The organism is Streptomyces sp. NPDC002935 (assembly GCF_040611295.1).
Lineage (GTDB): Bacteria > Actinomycetota > Actinomycetes > Streptomycetales > Streptomycetaceae > Streptomyces.
The window spans coordinates 57,140-72,988 of record NZ_JBEXNW010000002.1; the positions used below are offsets into that span (position 1 = coordinate 57,140).

14 protein-coding genes are annotated in these 15,849 nt (G+C 68.8%); 2 read left to right on the plus strand and 12 right to left on the minus strand.

The annotated features are described in order from the left end of the window. Positions 1 to 61 precede the first annotated feature (61 nt). The 3 genes from ABZX90_RS02490 to ABZX90_RS02500 all read right to left on the minus strand — a co-directional run bounded on the left by ABZX90_RS02490 (position 62) and on the right by ABZX90_RS02500 (position 4,727). Positions 62 to 1,195 (minus strand): amidase domain-containing protein, encoded by a 1,134-nt coding sequence (locus tag ABZX90_RS02490; protein ID WP_355200987.1) that lies wholly within the window; start codon positions 1,193 to 1,195, stop codon positions 62 to 64. Between the two features lie 172 nt (positions 1,196 to 1,367). After that, the gene (locus ABZX90_RS02495) at positions 1,368 to 2,582 is read right to left on the minus strand and encodes a hypothetical protein (RefSeq protein ID WP_355201295.1); all 1,215 of its coding nucleotides are present in this window, start codon (positions 2,580 to 2,582) and stop codon (positions 1,368 to 1,370) included. A gap of 177 nt (positions 2,583 to 2,759) precedes the next feature. Further along, complete coding sequence (locus ABZX90_RS02500; protein ID WP_355201297.1) at positions 2,760 to 4,727, minus strand: transglycosylase domain-containing protein; 1,968 nt, start codon at positions 4,725 to 4,727, stop codon at positions 2,760 to 2,762. Positions 4,728 to 5,162: 435 nt separating this feature from the next. Between ABZX90_RS02500 and ABZX90_RS02505 the strand changes: the two genes are divergently transcribed. Beyond that, entirely contained in the window at positions 5,163 to 5,390 is a 228-nt protein-coding gene (locus ABZX90_RS02505) for a zinc ribbon domain-containing protein (RefSeq protein WP_351133099.1), read from the plus strand. 117 nt (positions 5,391 to 5,507) lie between these two features. On the opposite strand, the gene ABZX90_RS02510 is transcribed toward ABZX90_RS02505, so the two are convergent. The 3 genes from ABZX90_RS02510 to ABZX90_RS02520 are packed head-to-tail and all read right to left on the minus strand — an operon-like array spanning position 5,508 to position 10,050. Beyond that, on the minus strand, positions 5,508 to 6,335 hold the full coding sequence (locus ABZX90_RS02510) for an HAD family hydrolase (RefSeq protein WP_355200989.1): 828 nt from the start codon (positions 6,333 to 6,335) through the stop codon (positions 5,508 to 5,510). After that, positions 6,335 to 8,836, minus strand: coding sequence for a phosphoribosyltransferase (locus ABZX90_RS02515; RefSeq protein WP_355200991.1), 2,502 nt, complete (start codon positions 8,834 to 8,836; stop codon positions 6,335 to 6,337). The genes ABZX90_RS02510 and ABZX90_RS02515 overlap by 1 nt, the downstream gene beginning before the upstream one ends. Positions 8,837 to 8,880: 44 nt before the next feature. Next, a complete protein-coding gene (locus ABZX90_RS02520) occupies positions 8,881 to 10,050 on the minus strand; it encodes an HpcH/HpaI aldolase/citrate lyase family protein (protein WP_351133093.1) in 1,170 nt (389 codons plus the stop codon). A gap of 180 nt (positions 10,051 to 10,230) precedes the next feature. On the opposite strand from ABZX90_RS02520, the gene ABZX90_RS02525 reads away from it, so the two are divergent. Beyond that, entirely contained in the window at positions 10,231 to 11,115 is an 885-nt protein-coding gene (locus tag ABZX90_RS02525; protein ID WP_355200993.1) for a TerD family protein, read from the plus strand. A 37-nt stretch (positions 11,116 to 11,152) separates the two neighbouring features. Here ABZX90_RS02525 and ABZX90_RS02530 read toward each other — a convergent pair whose 3' ends face one another. The 6 genes from ABZX90_RS02530 to ABZX90_RS02555 all read right to left on the minus strand — a co-directional run bounded on the left by ABZX90_RS02530 (position 11,153) and on the right by ABZX90_RS02555 (position 15,700). After that, positions 11,153 to 11,890, minus strand: coding sequence for a Tellurium resistance (locus tag ABZX90_RS02530; RefSeq protein WP_351133089.1), 738 nt, complete (start codon positions 11,888 to 11,890; stop codon positions 11,153 to 11,155). 96 nt (positions 11,891 to 11,986) lie between these two features. Beyond that, a complete protein-coding gene (locus ABZX90_RS02535) occupies positions 11,987 to 13,135 on the minus strand; it encodes a DUF475 domain-containing protein (RefSeq protein ID WP_351133087.1) in 1,149 nt (382 codons plus the stop codon). A 135-nt stretch (positions 13,136 to 13,270) separates the two neighbouring features. Further along, the gene (locus tag ABZX90_RS02540) at positions 13,271 to 13,846 is read right to left on the minus strand and encodes a TerD family protein (RefSeq protein WP_351133085.1); all 576 of its coding nucleotides are present in this window, start codon (positions 13,844 to 13,846) and stop codon (positions 13,271 to 13,273) included. Positions 13,847 to 13,949: 103 nt separating this feature from the next. Beyond that, positions 13,950 to 14,525 (minus strand): TerD family protein, encoded by a 576-nt coding sequence (locus ABZX90_RS02545; RefSeq protein ID WP_351133083.1) that lies wholly within the window; start codon positions 14,523 to 14,525, stop codon positions 13,950 to 13,952. Positions 14,526 to 14,639: 114 nt separating this feature from the next. Next, positions 14,640 to 15,098, minus strand: a complete 459-nt coding sequence (locus ABZX90_RS02550) for a peroxiredoxin (RefSeq protein ID WP_261702496.1) — start codon at positions 15,096 to 15,098, stop codon at positions 14,640 to 14,642. A 173-nt stretch (positions 15,099 to 15,271) separates the two neighbouring features. Next, a complete protein-coding gene (locus ABZX90_RS02555) occupies positions 15,272 to 15,700 on the minus strand; it encodes a DUF3052 domain-containing protein (RefSeq protein ID WP_081217087.1) in 429 nt (142 codons plus the stop codon). Positions 15,701 to 15,849 lie beyond the last annotated feature (149 nt).

The following is a 15,849-nucleotide window of genomic DNA, read 5'->3' on the forward strand; positions in this document are numbered from 1 at the left end:
CCCCGAAGCCTTGCCGCAGGGCGTTCGTTCCCAGGGGGACGGGGCCCTGCGGGGGTGTTGATCAGGTGCGGTACGCGTAGAACGCCGAGTTCGGGTACGACGCGATGAGGCTGGACACGGACCGCCGGTAGGTGTCGGTGTCGTGGTAGGTCAGATACGGCACGCCGCCGGAGCTCCGGTACGACGTGATCATGGAGTGGTCCTTGGACCCGTCCTTGTCGAAGTCCATCTGCATCACGTCACCGATGTCCATCTGGTAGACGTTCGCCAGGGGGGTGGAGCGCTGGGCGGTCTGGGTGAACCAGGACCACTCGTTGACGCCGACCCAGGTGTCGGTCTGCGTGGACGTGCCGTAGTTCCAGGTGCCGTACTCCTCGTCCGAGCTGGTGACCGGCGTCCAGCCGCCGGCCTTCAGGGACTGGCTCAGGTAGTTGGTGCAGTCGCCGCCGACGGCGTTGAAGCTGCGGTAGGCGGGGTTGTAGTTCTTCCAGTACGTCTCGGCGTACCTCGCCATGGCCGCGTAGTCGTACGGGGTACCGGTGAGCTTCTTGACGTTGGCGGGCGCGGGGTACGTGGTCGCTGCCCGGGGGGCGTCGACAGCGGCCATCGTGGTCCTGCGGGGCGTCATGGCGACGGGCTCGTTGACCTGGCGGGGACCTTTGTCCGTCGAGCGTTCGCCCGTCAGCTTCCAGGTGCCGTCCGCCCGGGCGCCGAAGGTCAGTACGTGGTGTGCGCGAAAGCCCGTGGTGGCGGGCTCGTCTCCGCGGATCTTCCGGTAGGTGAGGGTGGTGGTCTCGGTGACCCAGGCGGTGGCCCGCTGTCCCGTCACCCGGGTCCGGTTCACGGCGACGCTGGTGTCGGCGGCGCTGTAGGCCTCACCGAGGGCCGCGAGGCGGGACCGGGTGCCGTGCAGCGAGGAGACCGCGGTCTTCTCGGTGTGCGCGAGGGTGTCGGACACCCGTATGCCCGCCGTGGTCGCCTTCAGGGCGGTACGGGCCGTCGGGGCGCCGTCCAGCAGGGCGGCCGTGCGGTCGGTGAACACGGCGTCGGCCACGCGGCCGAAGGCGTCGGCCGTCGACGCGGTCACCCGGGGAGTGGGGGCAGCCGCGTGGGCGGCGGACAGGGGCAGCAGGAGGGCGGAGAGGGTGACCGCCCCCACGGTCGAGCAACTGCGGCTCAACTTCTTCGATATCACTGATGATTCTCCTTGATCCCCGGTCGGACTCCAGGGAAGGGAATCTTTACATGTCCCACTCAACTGTGCTGAATCCGGGGGGAGTTCGCGTCCGGTACAACCAAGTCCCTTATGTCCGGGGTAAGTTGACGCTCAAGGCGTTGCCGGGGCCCTGACGGCCCCACCGCGTCCCCTACTTCACCACGGTCGACCAGTCCGGCGACTGGGCGGGGTCGAGGCTGCGCAGGCGCTCCAGGGTCTCGGGCTTCTGCACGTCGAGCCAGTCGGTCAGCTCACGGAAGGACACACAGCGAACGCCCTTCTTCGTGCACACGTTCTTGATGACCTGGTCGATGGACTTCATGTAGATGCCGCCGTTCCAGTCCTCGAAGTGGTTGCCGATGAACAGCGGTGCCCTGCTGCCGTAGTAGACGCGGTCGAAACCGGCCATGTAGGACTTGACGGTCTCCTGCTCCCACTGCGGGTACTTGGCCGGATCTCCCTCGGTCTCACCGTCCGACTGGTTGTAGAGGAAGTTGAAGTCCATGGACAGGCCTTGGTACTTGCCGTTCTCGTAGGGGAGCATCTGGAGCGGGAAGTCCCAGATGCCCGCCTTCTTGGCGGGCCATATCTGGAAGTCGCCCGCGGAGCTGGCGTCGTAGCGCCAGTCGTACTTCTTGGCCGTGGCCTTCATGGCCTTGAGCAGGTTCTTCTGGCCTTCGAGGCAGGGTGCGCGCCCGCCGCTGATGGCACGCGCGGGGTCGAAGGGCAGCGCCGGAATATCGCTGTCGCCGGTGTTGGTCTTCCACTTCTCCACGAAGGAGAAGAACTGGTCGATCTCGCTCTCCCACTGCGCGACGCTCCAGTCCCCGCCGCCCTTGTCGCCGCAGAAGTGGCCGTTGAAGTGGGTGCCGATCTCGTTGCCGTCCTTCCACGCCTTGCCGAGCTCCTCCAGCGTGGTGCGGATGTGCTCGTCGGTGGCGTAGCTGATCGCCGCCGAGCCCGGATCGTGCATGGGGGGCTCGTAGAGCGTCTTCTTGTCCTTGGGCAGCAGATAGATGCCGGTCAGGAAGAACGTCATGTGGGCGTTGTACTCCTCGGCCAGCTCCCGGTAGTGCGAGAAGAGCTGGTCGTCGCCCTGGAGCGCGCCGTCCCAGGAGAAGACGACGAACTGGGGCGGCTTCTCACCGGGTTTGAGCGGTACGGCCTTCAACTCGCCCTTCTGCGGACCGGTGTAGGACGTGGAGCCGTCGCCCAGCACCTTGGTCTTCCCGTCCCACACCGGCTCCTTCTTCGCCTTGCCGCCGCCGGAGGCGTGCGCCCTGGCGGACGCGGCCGGTGTGGCCCTGTCCGTGTTCAGGGCCAGGTAGGTGGCGGCCATGGACGTGACGACGAGGAAGGCGGTCATGGCCGCGAAGCCCTGGCGTGCGGAGGCGGCGGCAGAACCGGGATCGGGCTCACGGCGACGGCGCCGGCTGTGCTTCGAGTTCATACGGGGCACATTCTGCGAGGGGGGTGGGAGGAGCGTGGCGCGGCCACCGGGTGGCCGTCGGAGGGGGCCGAGCCGAGCGGCCGGCCGACGGGCTCAGCGAAGCGGACTCATGGCACCGGACCAGATGCCGTACGGCACGTCGGCGACGGGCGCGCCGGCGATCCCCTTGAGCGCCAGCGGTTCGAGGCTCTTGGACAGATCGATGCGGTACAGGACCACCGCCGTCGACACGGATCGGTTCGTGCCCACGTACCAGGCGGCCTTGTCGTCCAGCGTGGAACCCCTCTTGCCGGCCACCTCCGCCCCCACGGGGGCCGCGCCGGGATGCCCGGTGCTGAAGGAGTCCGAGAGCGCCTCGGTGACCTGGCGGGCCACCTCCGCGCGCATCGCGCGATGGGGTGCGGGCGTGTCCAGCCCGACGCGGGAGCCGTTGCGGGTGATGCGGCGCACCGAGTACGGCTCGCTGTGCGTCCCGCCGGCGGCGAAGGTGGCGTAGGAGCTGGCCATACGGATCGCGCTCGGCGTGGAGGTGCCCAGGGTCAGTCCGGGCACCTGCGGCCCGATGCTGGAGGAAAGCAGGCCCGACGCCTCGGCGGTCCTGCGCACCTGGTCCAGGCCCGTGTCCATACCGAGTTGCATGAACGCCGTGTTCACGTTCGCGGCGAGCGCCGAACGCAGGGTGATCTGCCCGTAGTTCTTGTTGCCCTCGTTGTGGGCGGCGACCTTCTTGCCGCTGCGGTCCCAGTAGGGGCCTTCGGGCGTACTGACCGGGACACCGTCGTTGCCGTCGTAGAGGGAGTCGGGCGTGACCGGTGTGGCCGCGCTGTCGCGGGTCTTGTGGACGCCGTGCTCCAGGGCGGCGGCGTAGACGAAGGGCAGGAAGGCCGAACCGGCCGGGACGGTGGTCGCGTTGGACTCGTTGTAGCCCTGTTTACGGTGGTCGGGACCGCCGTAAACGGCGAGGATCCGTCCGTCGGCGGCGATCGAGGCGGCGCCGTAGTGGGCGGTCTTCGCGCCGTCCGGGTCGTCCTTCTTCGCCTTGTCGCGGGCCTTGGTCACCGCGTCGGTGAGCGCGGTCTCGCGCTTGCGGTCGAAGGTCGTGTAGATCTGGTAGCCGCCGAGGTCGAAGTCACGGGCCGAGATGTGACCGGCCTTCCTGGCGTACTGGGTCGCCAGCTCGACCAGGTAGTCGCTCTGCTTTCCGGTGTCGTACGCCCCGGTCTGCTCGACCGGCTCGGGGAACTTCGTGTACGTGGCCCGCTCGGCCTTCGACAGGGTGCCCGACTTGACCATGCGGTCGAGGATCCAGGACCAACGCTCCTCGGCCCGCTGGTGGTTGGCCTTGCTCAGGGTGGGGTCGTAGAGACCCGCGCCCTTGAGGAGCGAGGCGAGGAGCGCGCCCTCGCTGGCGTCGAGTTTGCTCACGTCCTTGCCGTAGTAGGCCTGGGAGGCCCGCTGGAGGCCGTAGGTACCGCGCCCGAACCAGCTGGTGTTGAGGTAGCCCTCGAGGATCTTGTCCTTGCTCATCTTGTTGTCGAGCTTGAGGGCGATCATGGCCTCGGTGAATTTGCGGGTCACCGAACGGTTCTGGGTCAGATAGACGTTCTTCACGTACTGCTGGGTGATGGTGGAGCCACCCTGGGTATCTCCCTGGCCGACCGTGCGCACGAGGGCACGGGTCAGACCTTTGACGGAGATTCCGGGGTCGGAGTAGAAACTCTCGTTCTCCGCCGCGAGGACCGCCGAGCGCACGTCCTCGGGTATGTCCTTCAGCGGCATGGCCTGGCGCCGCACCCAGCCGGTACGGGCCATCGGCGTGCCGTCCGACCAGAAGTAGACATTGTCCTGCTGGGTCGCGTATGTGTTCAGGTTCTGGGGTATGTCCGTTGCGGCATAGGCGATGACCAGAAACGATCCGCTCAGACCGATGGACAGCGCGAAGGCGCCCAGCCACTGCCGCCAGGAGGGCACCCAGCGTCGCCAACCGGCCCGGCCGGGGCGTGGATAGGCGGGTCTGAGACGGCGGGCGAGCGGCACGAGGCGCGCGGCCAGGCCGGACAGTCGGGTGGGCTGCGAGGGCTTGCGACGAGAGCCGCGACCGCGCTGCGGTCCGGATGTGCTAGCCACGGCACGCTCCTGCGCGTGGGCGGCCCAAAGACAGGGGATTCGGAGCATCGTTGCGATGCCACGTCTTGGTCACGACTGCGTCTCCCTCCGCACTTCGGAATTGCGCGCGCGGGTAGTTGCAGCGGCCACTTTCGCGGCTGCGAGCCCCCCTCCCCGACCTTGCGGCTCGTCGCGGCCCTATTAAATTATCAGCGACCAATGGGATCTCTTCGATCAGCAACGAGACAAAAAAACTCAGAGGTCAACGGGGTCAACCAGTTCGCCCCCCTTCGACCGGCCTTGGACCGCGCGCGGGGCCCTCGACCCGCCACGCCGGAGGAAGACACCGGAGCCCTACGGACGTTGGCTCGTTCCGGCTAACCTGTGCGCATGCCTCGCTATGAGTACCGCTGCCGGACCTGCGGCGACACCTTCGAACTGAGCCGCCCGATGGCCGAATCCGCCGCTCCCGCGGCCTGCCCCGCCGGACACGACGACACCGTCAAACTCCTGTCGGCGGTCGCCGTCGCCAAGGGCGGTTCGGCGTCCGCGCCGGCGTCGGCACCACGCTCGGGCGGCGGCGGAGGCGGGTGCTGCGGCGGCGGCTGCTGCGGCTGATCCCGGGGGATTTCTTACCAACTCTTCAGCCGTGCCCGAAGCCCCTCCGGCGTGTCGCGGCGGAACGGCCCCGGTCACCCCAAACGGACGAGACCGGGACCAAATTCCGCATATCCCTCAGGCGGGACCGGAGCCGGTGCAGGCGCTCACGAACTCGCGCAGGATCCGCTCCCCCGCCGCGACACCCCGCTCCGGGAGCGCGGTGATCGCCGGTGCCGTCCAGTCCGCTTCGGCGAGCTCGCCGTGCCCCGGGCGCCAGCCGCGGTCGGCGGCGAGCAGCAGGTCGGCGTCGAGCAGCGAGTCCCCCGCGCCGAGCGTGAGAACGGCTCCGGTACGGCGGGCGACCTCACGCACGGCCGCGCTCTTGGTGAGCGGCTTCGGCACGGCGTAGATCTTGCGGCCCTGCAACGAGACCGTCCAGCCGCGGTTCTCCGCCCACACGGCCAGGTCCTTCACCCACTGCTCGGGGAGCAGTTCCCGCTCCACCACCAGATAGGCGAACAGATCCTCGGCGACCCGGTGCTTGCGCACCCAGACCGGGTCCGCGGTCGCCGCCAGGTGCTCTCGCACCTCGTCCAGCGGCGCGCACTGCGAGGCGAGCCGCTCCAGCACAGCGGTGTGCCAGTCGGGGTCGGAGACGCCGTCGACCAGCAGATGTCCGCCGTTGGCGCAGATCGCGTACTCCGGCGCCGGGCCGGGCAGGTTGATGCGCTGGTACTGCTTGCGGGTGCGGGTCGTGGTGGGCACGAAGTGCGCGAGGTCGCCGAGTTCGGTGAGCAGCCCGGCGGCCGTCTCCGTCATGTAGGACAGCGGCCTGCTCTCGTGCACCTCGACGCAGAGCAGCCGGGGCGCCCGCGCGTCCGGCATGGTCAGCGCGAGCGCGGCCGAGGAGTAGATGAGCGTGCGGTCGAGGTCGCTGGCGACGAGCACCTTGGGCGCGGACATCAGAGCGTCACCGCCTTGCCGTCGGCACCGGTCGCGCCGCGCGTGTACTTCGGGTGGATCAACCCCACGCAGGTGTACGGGAGTTCCTCGACCTCCTCGACAGGCACCCCGCGCTGCTCGGCGAGCAGCCTGACATGGTCGAGGTCGGCGCCCGCTCCGGCGCGCGCGAGGATCTTCCAGGGGACCCGGCGCAAGAGCACCCGGGTGGTCTCACCGACGCCCGGCTTGACGAGGTTCACGTCGTGTATCCCGTACTCCTCGCTGATCCGCTCGACCGCCGCCCAGCCCTCCCAGGTGGGTTCGCGGTCGGCGGCGAGCAGCTCCTTCGCCCGGTCGCGGGCCGATTCGGCGACCTCGGGGAAGTGGGCGGCCACGGCGTCCAGGAATTCGACGGAGACGTCGGAGCCGGCGAGCTCGCGGTAGAACTTCGCGCCGTGGAAGTCGTGTTCGCCGACCAGGTCGGAGCGCAGCACCGTGCGCGAAATCAGCCCGGATACGGTGGAGTTGAGGCAGGCGGAGGGGATGAGGAAGTCCTCGCGGGTGCCGTACGTCCGCACGCACGAGCCCGGGTCGGCGAGCACGGCGATCTCCGGGTCGAAGCCGGTGACGCCCTCGGCCTCCTCGAACTCCTGGATCGCGTCGGCGAGTTCGCGGGTGATGGCGCCCTTGCCGGTCCAGCCGTCGACGAAGACGACGTCGGCCGGGTCGTGGTGGGCGGCGAGCCAGCGCAGCGCGTTGGCGTCGATGCCACGGCCGCGGACGATGGAGACGGCGTAGTGCGGCAGGTCGAGGCCGTGCTGGTGCTGGGCCCAGCGGCGCATCAGGACGCCGACGGGGGTGCCGGCCCGGGCCAGGGACACCAGGACGGGGCGGGGAGACCGGGCGGCGAGCACCAGCTCGGTGACGGCGCCGACGGCCTCGGCGATCCGGGCGGCCGAGGTGGTCAGGGCCGCGTGGAAGAGCTCCTGGTACTCGGGGCTCGGCTGGTACTCGACCGGGAGCGACTCCGCGTAGTGGGCGCCGCCGCTCTGGATCGCCTCCTCGCGCTCCTCGGTCGGCGCCTCCAGCGTCACGTCCGACAGGTCCTGCAGCAGCCAGCCGACCTCGTCGGGGGCGTACGAGGAGAAGGCGGGGCCGCGGAGGGGCTCGGGCAGCATGGAGGGCCTTTCGGTGGGCGGCCGTGCGGGGACGTACGACGGGACGACGGCGAGCAGGACACGCGGGGTGTGCGCCGCCAGCTGGGCCAACAGGCCGTCGGGCGCGTGCAGTTCGGGGGTGTCGGCGGTGGAGTCGACGACTGCCACGACGGCGTCGAACCCGGCGCCCGCGACGTTGTAGGCGTAGCGCTCGCCCGGTCCGTCGTCCGGGTTGTCGTGGGCCGGGAAAACGATGCGGCTGCGGATCGCGTAGCCGGGGTCGTCGAGGGCGAGCACCGGGGACCGGGTCGTCGTGGAGAAGCGCACCTCGGCGGGCACCGCCTGCTCCAGCTCGTCCGCCAGTCGGAGCGGCGCGTACATCAGTTCCTCGAAGCCGAGCACCAGCACGCGGCGGGCGCCGTCGGGCAGGGCGTCGGCGAGCCGCGCCGCCATGGCGGGCAGGGCGGCGTCCAAACGTATTCGGTGTCCGGGTGTGAACCCGTGCCGCCCGCCGTCGGGGAGGCCGCGGGGCCAGCCGAGCTCGACGCGGACGGCCGGGCCGGAGCTCTCGGGGGTGAGGGCGGGGGCGTCGGACGCCGCCGGTTCGTGCTCGGCGACCAGTGCCGTCCCCTTCTCCAGGACGCCTTCGGGGAGGCGCACCGTGCCCGACGCGGCCGAGACCAGGTCCACGCGGGCGCCGATCTCCCCGGCGAACTTCTCGAAGCGCGCCAGGTCGGACTCCGACCGCATGTCGACCAGCGCGACGACCACGTACCGCTCACGCGGGTAGCGCTCGTGCAGGTCGCGGATCGTGTTGAGGACGGTGTTGCCGGTGGAGAACTCGTCGTCGACGAGGATCAGCGGGCCGGGGCCCGAAAGCAGATCCGGGTCCTCTGGGAGGAGGAGATGCGAGGTGGCGTGCGAGTGGGACTCCTCGAAGCCGCCCGCCCGCGGGACGCCGCGGACCGGGCGGCGGGTGGAGTGGAGGTAGGGCGCGACGCCCACGCCGTCCGCCACCGAGTGGCCGAGCCCGGTGGCCGTCTCGGCGTACCCGAGGACCACGGCCGCGCGGGCTTCGTCGGTGCCCAGCAGCTCGCGCACCCGCCGGCCGAGCGCGAGTCCGTGCCCGTGGACGACGGACGGCGACTGGGGCACGTGCTTGCCCAGGATGTTCGAGACGAGCAGGTGGGCGCGCCTGGGGTTGCGCCGCAGCGCGAGCCCCAGCAGGCCGCTCAGCCCCTCGTCGCCGACGAGCTCGACACCGAGCCGCTCGGCGACCCAGCTCCCGGTCCACACCGCGTCGTCCGGGGCGTCCGGGGCGTTCACGTCGTCGGGGTCGTTCGGGTCGTGCACGGGGGTGTTCATCGGTTCCTTGATGTCGGGGTTGCGCTTCGCTCGGCCGGGCCGGCTCACGCCGTCAGTCCGGCGGTGAGCAGCTCGACGAAGCCGATGTCCTCGTGGGCGACCCCGAAGACCTCGGCGCGCAGCAGGGTGCGCTCGGCCCAGGCGCGATGCGGCTTCACCTCGTTCATTTTGTTCGTGTACGCCGACCTCAGTACACCCCCACCGCCGCGCTCCGGCCTGAGGATGTCCTGGGCGTCACTGAACTCCTCATGGCTGACCACGGACAGTGCGTGCACGGGCAGCACGTGCGAGGGGTGGATGCAGGTCTTGCCCATGAGGCCGTTGGCCTGGTCGAGGGTGATCTCGCGCAGCAGCCCGTCCATGGCGTGCTCGATCAGCCTCGCGCGCAGTTCCTCCGCCTGCCCCTCCAGGAAGGGGCTGCGGCGCAGCTGCGGCTTGAACATGCGCTCCTGGACGCGGAAGTACTCCCACACCGGCCCGGTGACGGTGAAGCCGGTGCCGTCGGCCCGTCCCAGCATGTTCACCACGTCGGCGATCACGGAGGCGACCACCTGGACGTCGTACGCCGTCATGTCGGGGGCCCGGCGCAGCGCGTACGAGGAGCAGAAGTCCGTCACGCCGAGGCGCAGCGCGAGCACCCGGTCGCGGTACTTGTCGACGGCGCGGGAGATGCCCTCCAGGGTCTCCACGCGCGATTCGCGGTAGAGCAGCTCGGGCGACTCCAGGACGGGCATGGCGAAGAGCCGTCGGCCGCTCGCCGCCTCGGCGGAGGCGAGGGCCTCCAGGAAGGGCGTGCCGCGTTCCTCGGTGAACTTCGGCATCACGAATCCGGACAGCAGCCGGACGGCGGGGCCGAGGCGCCGCACGAGGTCGGGGATCTGCTCGGGAGAGCGGACCCGGACGAACAGCAGCGGCAGCTCGCCCATGTCCGGCCTGGCCGCGAGGTCGGTGAACTGGCGGACCAGGTTCTCCTCGGCGCCCACGACCTCGGAGTCGTCGATCGAGTCCTCCAGGCACAGCACCATCGAGACCACGCCACGCAGTGTCTGCTTGACGATGTCGTCGGCCAGCCGGGGCCGGGTCGCCGGGCTGTACAGCGTCGCCCCGAGGGCGGCGGCGAGGACTCTGGCCGGGGAGTCGGACGTGAAGACGCCGGGTTCCCGGTGGAAGAGGCGCTGCCGCTCTTCCGGGGTGATGTGACCAAAATGACGCATGGGACTCCCCCGTGGCGGCTAGGTGGCCGGATGTGATGTGGCCGGTAATAGTACGTATGGATCCATGTCAGGGGTTCCCACCGGGCATGAAGTTCAGGTAACTCCGCCATGTCCAACACTCACCGGTTCCGGGACGACCCCGCATTGTCGTGACCAGGACCGACAGGGCAGGATGACCGCATGACGCACGCGATGCTGAAAGGGTCGAACGTCCCGCTGGACGCCACAGCGGTGCGCGCCGTCCTGCGCTGGGCGCCCGGACAGGGTGTCCCCGATGTCGATGCCTCGGCGCTGCTCCTCGGCCCCGACGGTCGTGTGCGATCCGACGAGGACTTCGTCTTCTACAACCAGCCCCGCCATCCGTCCGGCAAGGTGTGGCGGCTCGGCAAGAAGCGCGTCACCGAGGGCCTCACCGACACGATCCAGACAGATCTGACGGGTGTCGAGTCCGGTGTCGGACAGATTCTCCTGGTCGCATCGGCGGATGACGTCACCTTCGATCGCGTACGTGATCTGCGCATTCTGCTGTACGACGCTGCCGTCACGGACGGTGAACCGCTGGCGTACTTCGACATCAAGCCGGAGACCGGTGCGGAGACCGCGCTGATCTGCGGCGAGCTGTACCGGCGCGGCGAGGGGTGGAAGTTCCGGGCGCTCGGCGAGGGCTACTCCAACGGTCTGGTGGGGCTCGCGACCGACTTCGGGATCTCGGTGGACGAGTCCGAGGCCGCCGCGGCGGCCGGATCCGCTCCGGAGGTCACCGCCTGGGCCTCGCCCGCCACGGCGCCCGAGGCCTCGGTGCCGCTGCCGCCGGAGCAGTCCGCCCCGGTCCCTCAGCAGCCCGCGTACGGCTATCCGCAGCCTGCCGCGCCGGCCGTGACCGAGCCGGCGTACGGCTACCCCCAGCCGGCCAGTCAGCCGGCCGGCCCGTCCGCCTACGGCTACCCGCAGCCGCAGACCGCGCCGGCCACACAGCCCGCGTACGGCTTCCCGCAGGCGGTGGGCGCGGGGCCCGACCCGGACTTCAGGCTGCCGCCGCAGGGGCCGCAGTTCCTCGGCCGCTGAGCATGGCCGCGGTCCGGCCGCCGAGCGCGGCCGGCCTCTAACGGTCGGCCTTCGACTTGTATCCGCGGCCCCACTGGAGCCCCCAGCCGTAGAGCCGGTCGAGTTCGGCCTGGAAGCCGTACACGAACTTCACCTCACGGCGTACGGTCACCTCGCCCTTGTTGCACTCGATCATGACGACGGCGCAGGAGCGGGCCTGCGGATGGCGTTCGTCGAGGCCGATCTCGATGCGCGGGCCGTTGCTCGGATAGAGCGTGATGATGGCGTGCGTGCGGTCGAAGGCCGGGGTCTGGTCGTAGATGTAGACGAAGACCAGCAGCCGTTTGATGTCGTCGCGGTGGTCGAGGTTGACGTAGGCCGTCTCGCCCGAGGCGGAACCGAAGCGGTCATCGCCGCTGAGTTTGACGAACGGCGGGGCGTTGAGTTCGCCGAGGAAGCTGCCGAGCGGCTGGACGACGCCCTTGGTGCCGTCCGTCAGCTCGTACATGACGCCGAGGTCGAGGTCGACGTTGACCATGCTCTGGGTGTGCCCCTGGACCACTTCCGGCTTGAAGGTGCGGAAGGGGTGGCGCAGCAGGCTGCCGCGCTGTGGTCCGCCGAAGTCGGAGGTACGCATCCGCCAGGACAGGTTGATGCGGAGGTTGCCGGTGGCCGCGCCCTGTTTGGTGAGCGAGACCGTGTGGTTGCGCTTGGTCATTTCAATGGAGTTGGACGCCGCGCTGCCGGAGTCGAAGTCCGCCGAGCGCCCGCGCCACAGGTCCTGCCAGATGCCCATTCCGCCCCCCACGTTTCTCGGTATGCGGCGGGGCGGCCGCGGAGGACTCGTCCTCGACGACCGCCCCGCTCAGAGCGTTCCTCAGCGGGAGGGGTGTCACACCCCGGACGAGACCTCAGCCTTCTCGTCCGAGGTCGGGCCTTTTCCCTCGGCCTCGGCGAGCGCCTTGTTGCGGCGCACCGAGGACCAGAAGGACCAGCCGATCAGGACGACGCCGACGAGGCCGGTGATGACCTCGTTGATCTCGTACTGGATGGTCACGAGGAGGATCATGGCGAGGGCGCCGATCGCGTAGTGCGCGCCGTGCTCCAGGTAGACGTAGTCGTCGAGGGTGCCCTGGCGGACCAGGTAGACCGTGAGCGAGCGGACGTACATGGCGCCGATGCCGAGGCCGAGGGCCATCAGCACGATGTCGTTGGTGATGGCGAAGGCGCCGATGACGCCGTCGAAGGAGAACGAGGCGTCCAGCACTTCCAGGTAGAGGAACATGAAGAACGCGGCCTGGCCGGCGAGGACGACGGCCGGCTTCTTCTTGCCGCTCCGCTCGGCCTCCTCCTCTGCCTCGTGTTCGCGCTCCTCCTCCTCTTCGAGCTTGTCCTCGAAGTAGCCGGAGAGTCCGCCGACGACCATGTACGTGATCAGGCCCGCGATGCCGGAGATCAGCACCGTCTGCGCCTTGTCGACGTGTCCGCCGCCGTGCTGGTGGGCGTGGACCGCGAAGGTCATGGAGGTGATCAGCAGGATGATCAGAGCGATGCAGACCGACAGCATGTCGACCTTGCCGAGCTTGGCGAGCGGGCGCTCGATCCAGCGCAGCCACTGGATGTCCCGGTCCTCGAAGATGAAGTCGAGGAAGATCATCAACAGGAACATGCCACCGAAGGCGGCGATCGACGGGTGGGCGTCGGTCACCAGCTGCTGGTACTGGTCCTTGTCGTTCAGCGCGAGATCGACCGCGTCGATCGGGCCGATCTTGGCGCTCATGGCGACGATCACGACGGGGAAGACCAGGCGCATACCGAAGACGGCGATCAGTACGCCGACCGTGAGGAAGATCTTCTGCCAGAAGGCGTTCATCTTCTTCAGGATTCCGGCGTTGACCACCGCGTTGTCGAAGGACAGCGAGATCTCCAGGACGGCCAGGATCGCCACGATGCCGAAGGCGGTCCACCCCCCGTAGAAGGCCGCTGCGACCAGACCGAGCGCGGTAATCGCGAACGACCAGCCGAAGGTTTTCAGAAGCACTGGCTACCCAATCATCGTGTGGTGGGGGCACCCCCAAGCGGTAGCTTGGGGGAGGGTCGCCCCCGCGCCGTACTCGGCTTTACCTACTGTTGACCACGAAGTCTAAGGGGCCGCCTCCGGCCGGTGCAGGTGGGCCTAGGAAACATTGACCCCGAAGTCGAGCGCGATGCCCCGCAGCCCGGACGCGTACCCCTGGCCGACCGCCCGGAACTTCCACTCGCTGTTGTAGCGGTAGACCTCGCCGAAGATCATCGCCGTTTCGGTGGAGGCGTCCTCGGAGAGGTCGTAGCGGGCGAGCTCCTGGCCGTCGGCCTGGTTGACCACACGGATGAAGGCGTTGCTGACCTGGCCGAAGGTCTGGCCACGATTGTCCGCGTCGTGGATGGAGACCGGGAAGACGATCTTGTCGACGTTGGCCGGAACCTTGGAGAGGTCGATCAGGATCGACTCGTCGTCGCCCTCGCCCTCGCCCGTGAGGTTGTCACCGGTGTGCTCCACGGAGCCGTCCGGGCTCTTGAGCTGGTTGTAGAAGATGAACCACTCGTCCCCGAGCACACGGCCGCCGTTGCACAGCAGGGCGCTGGCGTCGAGGTCGAAGTCGGCTCCGGTGGTGGAACGTGCGTCCCAGCCGAGCCCGATCATCACCTGTGTGAGGTTCGGTGCGGCCTTCGAGAGGGAGACATTGCCCCCCTTGGCGAGCGTGACGCCCATGATGCTGGTCCTCCCCGAGGTCGATCTTCACTTGGTACGGCAGGTCCGGTGCCGCACCGAAAAGGGGTGCGGCACCGGACCGAGGTGCCTGAAGCCCTGAGGCTCAGACGTTGACGCCGAAGTCCTGCGCGATGCCGCGCAGGCCCGAGGCGTAGCCCTGGCCGATGGCACGGAACTTCCACTCGGCGCCGTTGCGGTAGAGCTCGCCGAAGACCATCGCGGTCTCCGTCGAGGCGTCCTCGGAGAGGTCGTAGCGCGCGATCTCCGCCTCGCCGGCCTGGTTCACCACGCGGATGAACGCGTTGCGGACCTGGCCGAAGGACTGCTGGCGGTTCTCGGCCTCGTAGATGGAGACCGGGAACACGATCTTCGTGACGTCGGCGGGAACGGCGGCGAGATTGACCTTGATCTGCTCGTCGTCGCCCTCGCCCTCACCGGTGATGTTGTCGCCGGTGTGCTCCACCGAACCGTCCGGGCTCTTCAGGTTGTTGAAGAACACGAAGTTCTGGTCGGAGCTGACCTTGCCGTCCGCGTTCGTGAGGATGGCACTGGCATCGAGGTCGAAGTCCACACCGGTGGTGGTCCGGGCATCCCATCCCAGACCGACGATGACCGCGGTCAGTCCCGGGGCCTCCTTCGACAGCGATACGTTGCCGCCTTTGCTGAGGCTGACTCCCACGAGTCCTCCCAATGGTGTTCAGGGGCGGGGAGCCCCGTAGGTGCGTTGGTATCGGATCAACGGTTCGATCCTAGTGACGGGTTCCCGTGCCTTGCAGGGCTTGGAACCGAAGAATCACAGGGTGTCGAGCGCCTTGACGTACTCGTTCAGGTCACGCGCGTCCGGCAGGGCGTTGACGACGGTCCACCGGACGACACCCTCCTTGTCGATGATGAACGTGCCGCGCACCGCGCAGCCCTTGTCCTCGTCGAAGACGCCGTACGCGCGCGAAATGTTGCCGTGCGGCCAGAAGTCGGACAGAAGCGGGTACTCCAGGCCCTCCTGCTCGGCGAAGACGCGCAGGGTGTGGATGGAGTCGTTGGAGACCGCGAGGAGCTGGGTGTCGCGGTCGGTGAACTGCGGCAGGTTGTCGCGCAGGGAGCACAGCTCGCCGGTGCACACACCGGTGAAGGCGAACGGGTAGAAGAGCAGCACCACGTTCTTCTCGCCACGGAAGTCGGACAGTTTCACGGTGGCGCCATGGTTGTCCTTCAGCTCGAAGTCCGGGGCCTTGGTGCCGACCTCGATGGCCATAGTCACTCGCTTCCCTTCCACAGGTCTGTTCGGGTGACGACCAGCGTACGCAGTGATCGACTCCCGGCTCCGGCGCGACCCCGCCGGGTCGGCCCGGGCGTATGCGTGAGGCCCCCGCCGAGGTGGCTCGGCGGGGGCCTCACGGATGCTCTGCTTGCAGACGGGGCTGCAGCTCAGCGCTTCGACTTGGGAGTGGCCAGGCGGGTACCCGACCATTCCTTGCCGACGGAGATGCTCTTCGTCTGGGAGAGGCCGGCTGTCTGTGCGGCATCGCTGATGTCGCTGGGCTCGACGTAACCGTCCCTGCCGGTCTTCGGAGTCAGCAGCCAGATCATGCCGCCGTCCTCAAGGAGACCGATGACGTCCACCAGTGCGTCCGTGAGATCGCCGTCCTCGTCCCGGAACCACAACAACACCACGTCAGCGACGTCGTCGTAGTCCTCGTCGACCAGATCCTGGCCGATCAGCGATTCGATGCCTTCACGGAGCTCGTGGTCAACGTCGTCGTCGAAGCCGATCTCCTGGACCACCTGTCCGGGCTCGAACCCCAGCCTGGCGGCCGGGTTGGTCCGCTCCTCCGCGTGGTCCGCGGTCGCGCTCACGGCTTGCCTCCTGATCATGTTTCGGAATTGGGGTCTCCCCCTGCTCGTCCAGAGTCAGGGGGGTCTCAGCCACGCGCGTGCGCGAAGCGTTGGCCGTAGTCCACACGGGCGGAGCGGATCGCGCAAGTACCCGGCCGTCGAGACCGCCG

What these genes read in the sequence shown, in the direction of transcription:
- ABZX90_RS02495 (WP_355201295.1), bottom strand. Translation starts at nt 2,582, where the DNA reads ATGACCGCCTTCCTCGTCGTCACGTCCATGGCCGCCACCTACCTGGCC.
- ABZX90_RS02505 (WP_351133099.1), top strand. Translation starts at nt 5,163, where the DNA reads ATGCCTCGCTATGAGTACCGCTGCCGGACCTGCGGCGACACCTTCGAA.
- ABZX90_RS02510 (WP_355200989.1), bottom strand. Translation starts at nt 6,335, where the DNA reads ATGTCCGCGCCCAAGGTGCTCGTCGCCAGCGACCTCGACCGCACGCTC.
- ABZX90_RS02515 (WP_355200991.1), bottom strand. Translation starts at nt 8,836, where the DNA reads ATGAACACCCCCGTGCACGACCCGAACGACCCCGACGACGTGAACGCC.
- ABZX90_RS02520 (WP_351133093.1), bottom strand. Translation starts at nt 10,050, where the DNA reads ATGCGTCATTTTGGTCACATCACCCCGGAAGAGCGGCAGCGCCTCTTC.
- ABZX90_RS02525 (WP_355200993.1), top strand. Translation starts at nt 10,231, where the DNA reads ATGACGCACGCGATGCTGAAAGGGTCGAACGTCCCGCTGGACGCCACA.
- ABZX90_RS02530 (WP_351133089.1), bottom strand. Translation starts at nt 11,890, where the DNA reads ATGGGCATCTGGCAGGACCTGTGGCGCGGGCGCTCGGCGGACTTCGAC.
- ABZX90_RS02540 (WP_351133085.1), bottom strand. Translation starts at nt 13,846, where the DNA reads ATGGGCGTCACGCTCGCCAAGGGGGGCAATGTCTCCCTCTCGAAGGCC.
- ABZX90_RS02550 (WP_261702496.1), bottom strand. Translation starts at nt 15,098, where the DNA reads ATGGCCATCGAGGTCGGCACCAAGGCCCCGGACTTCGAGCTGAAGGAC.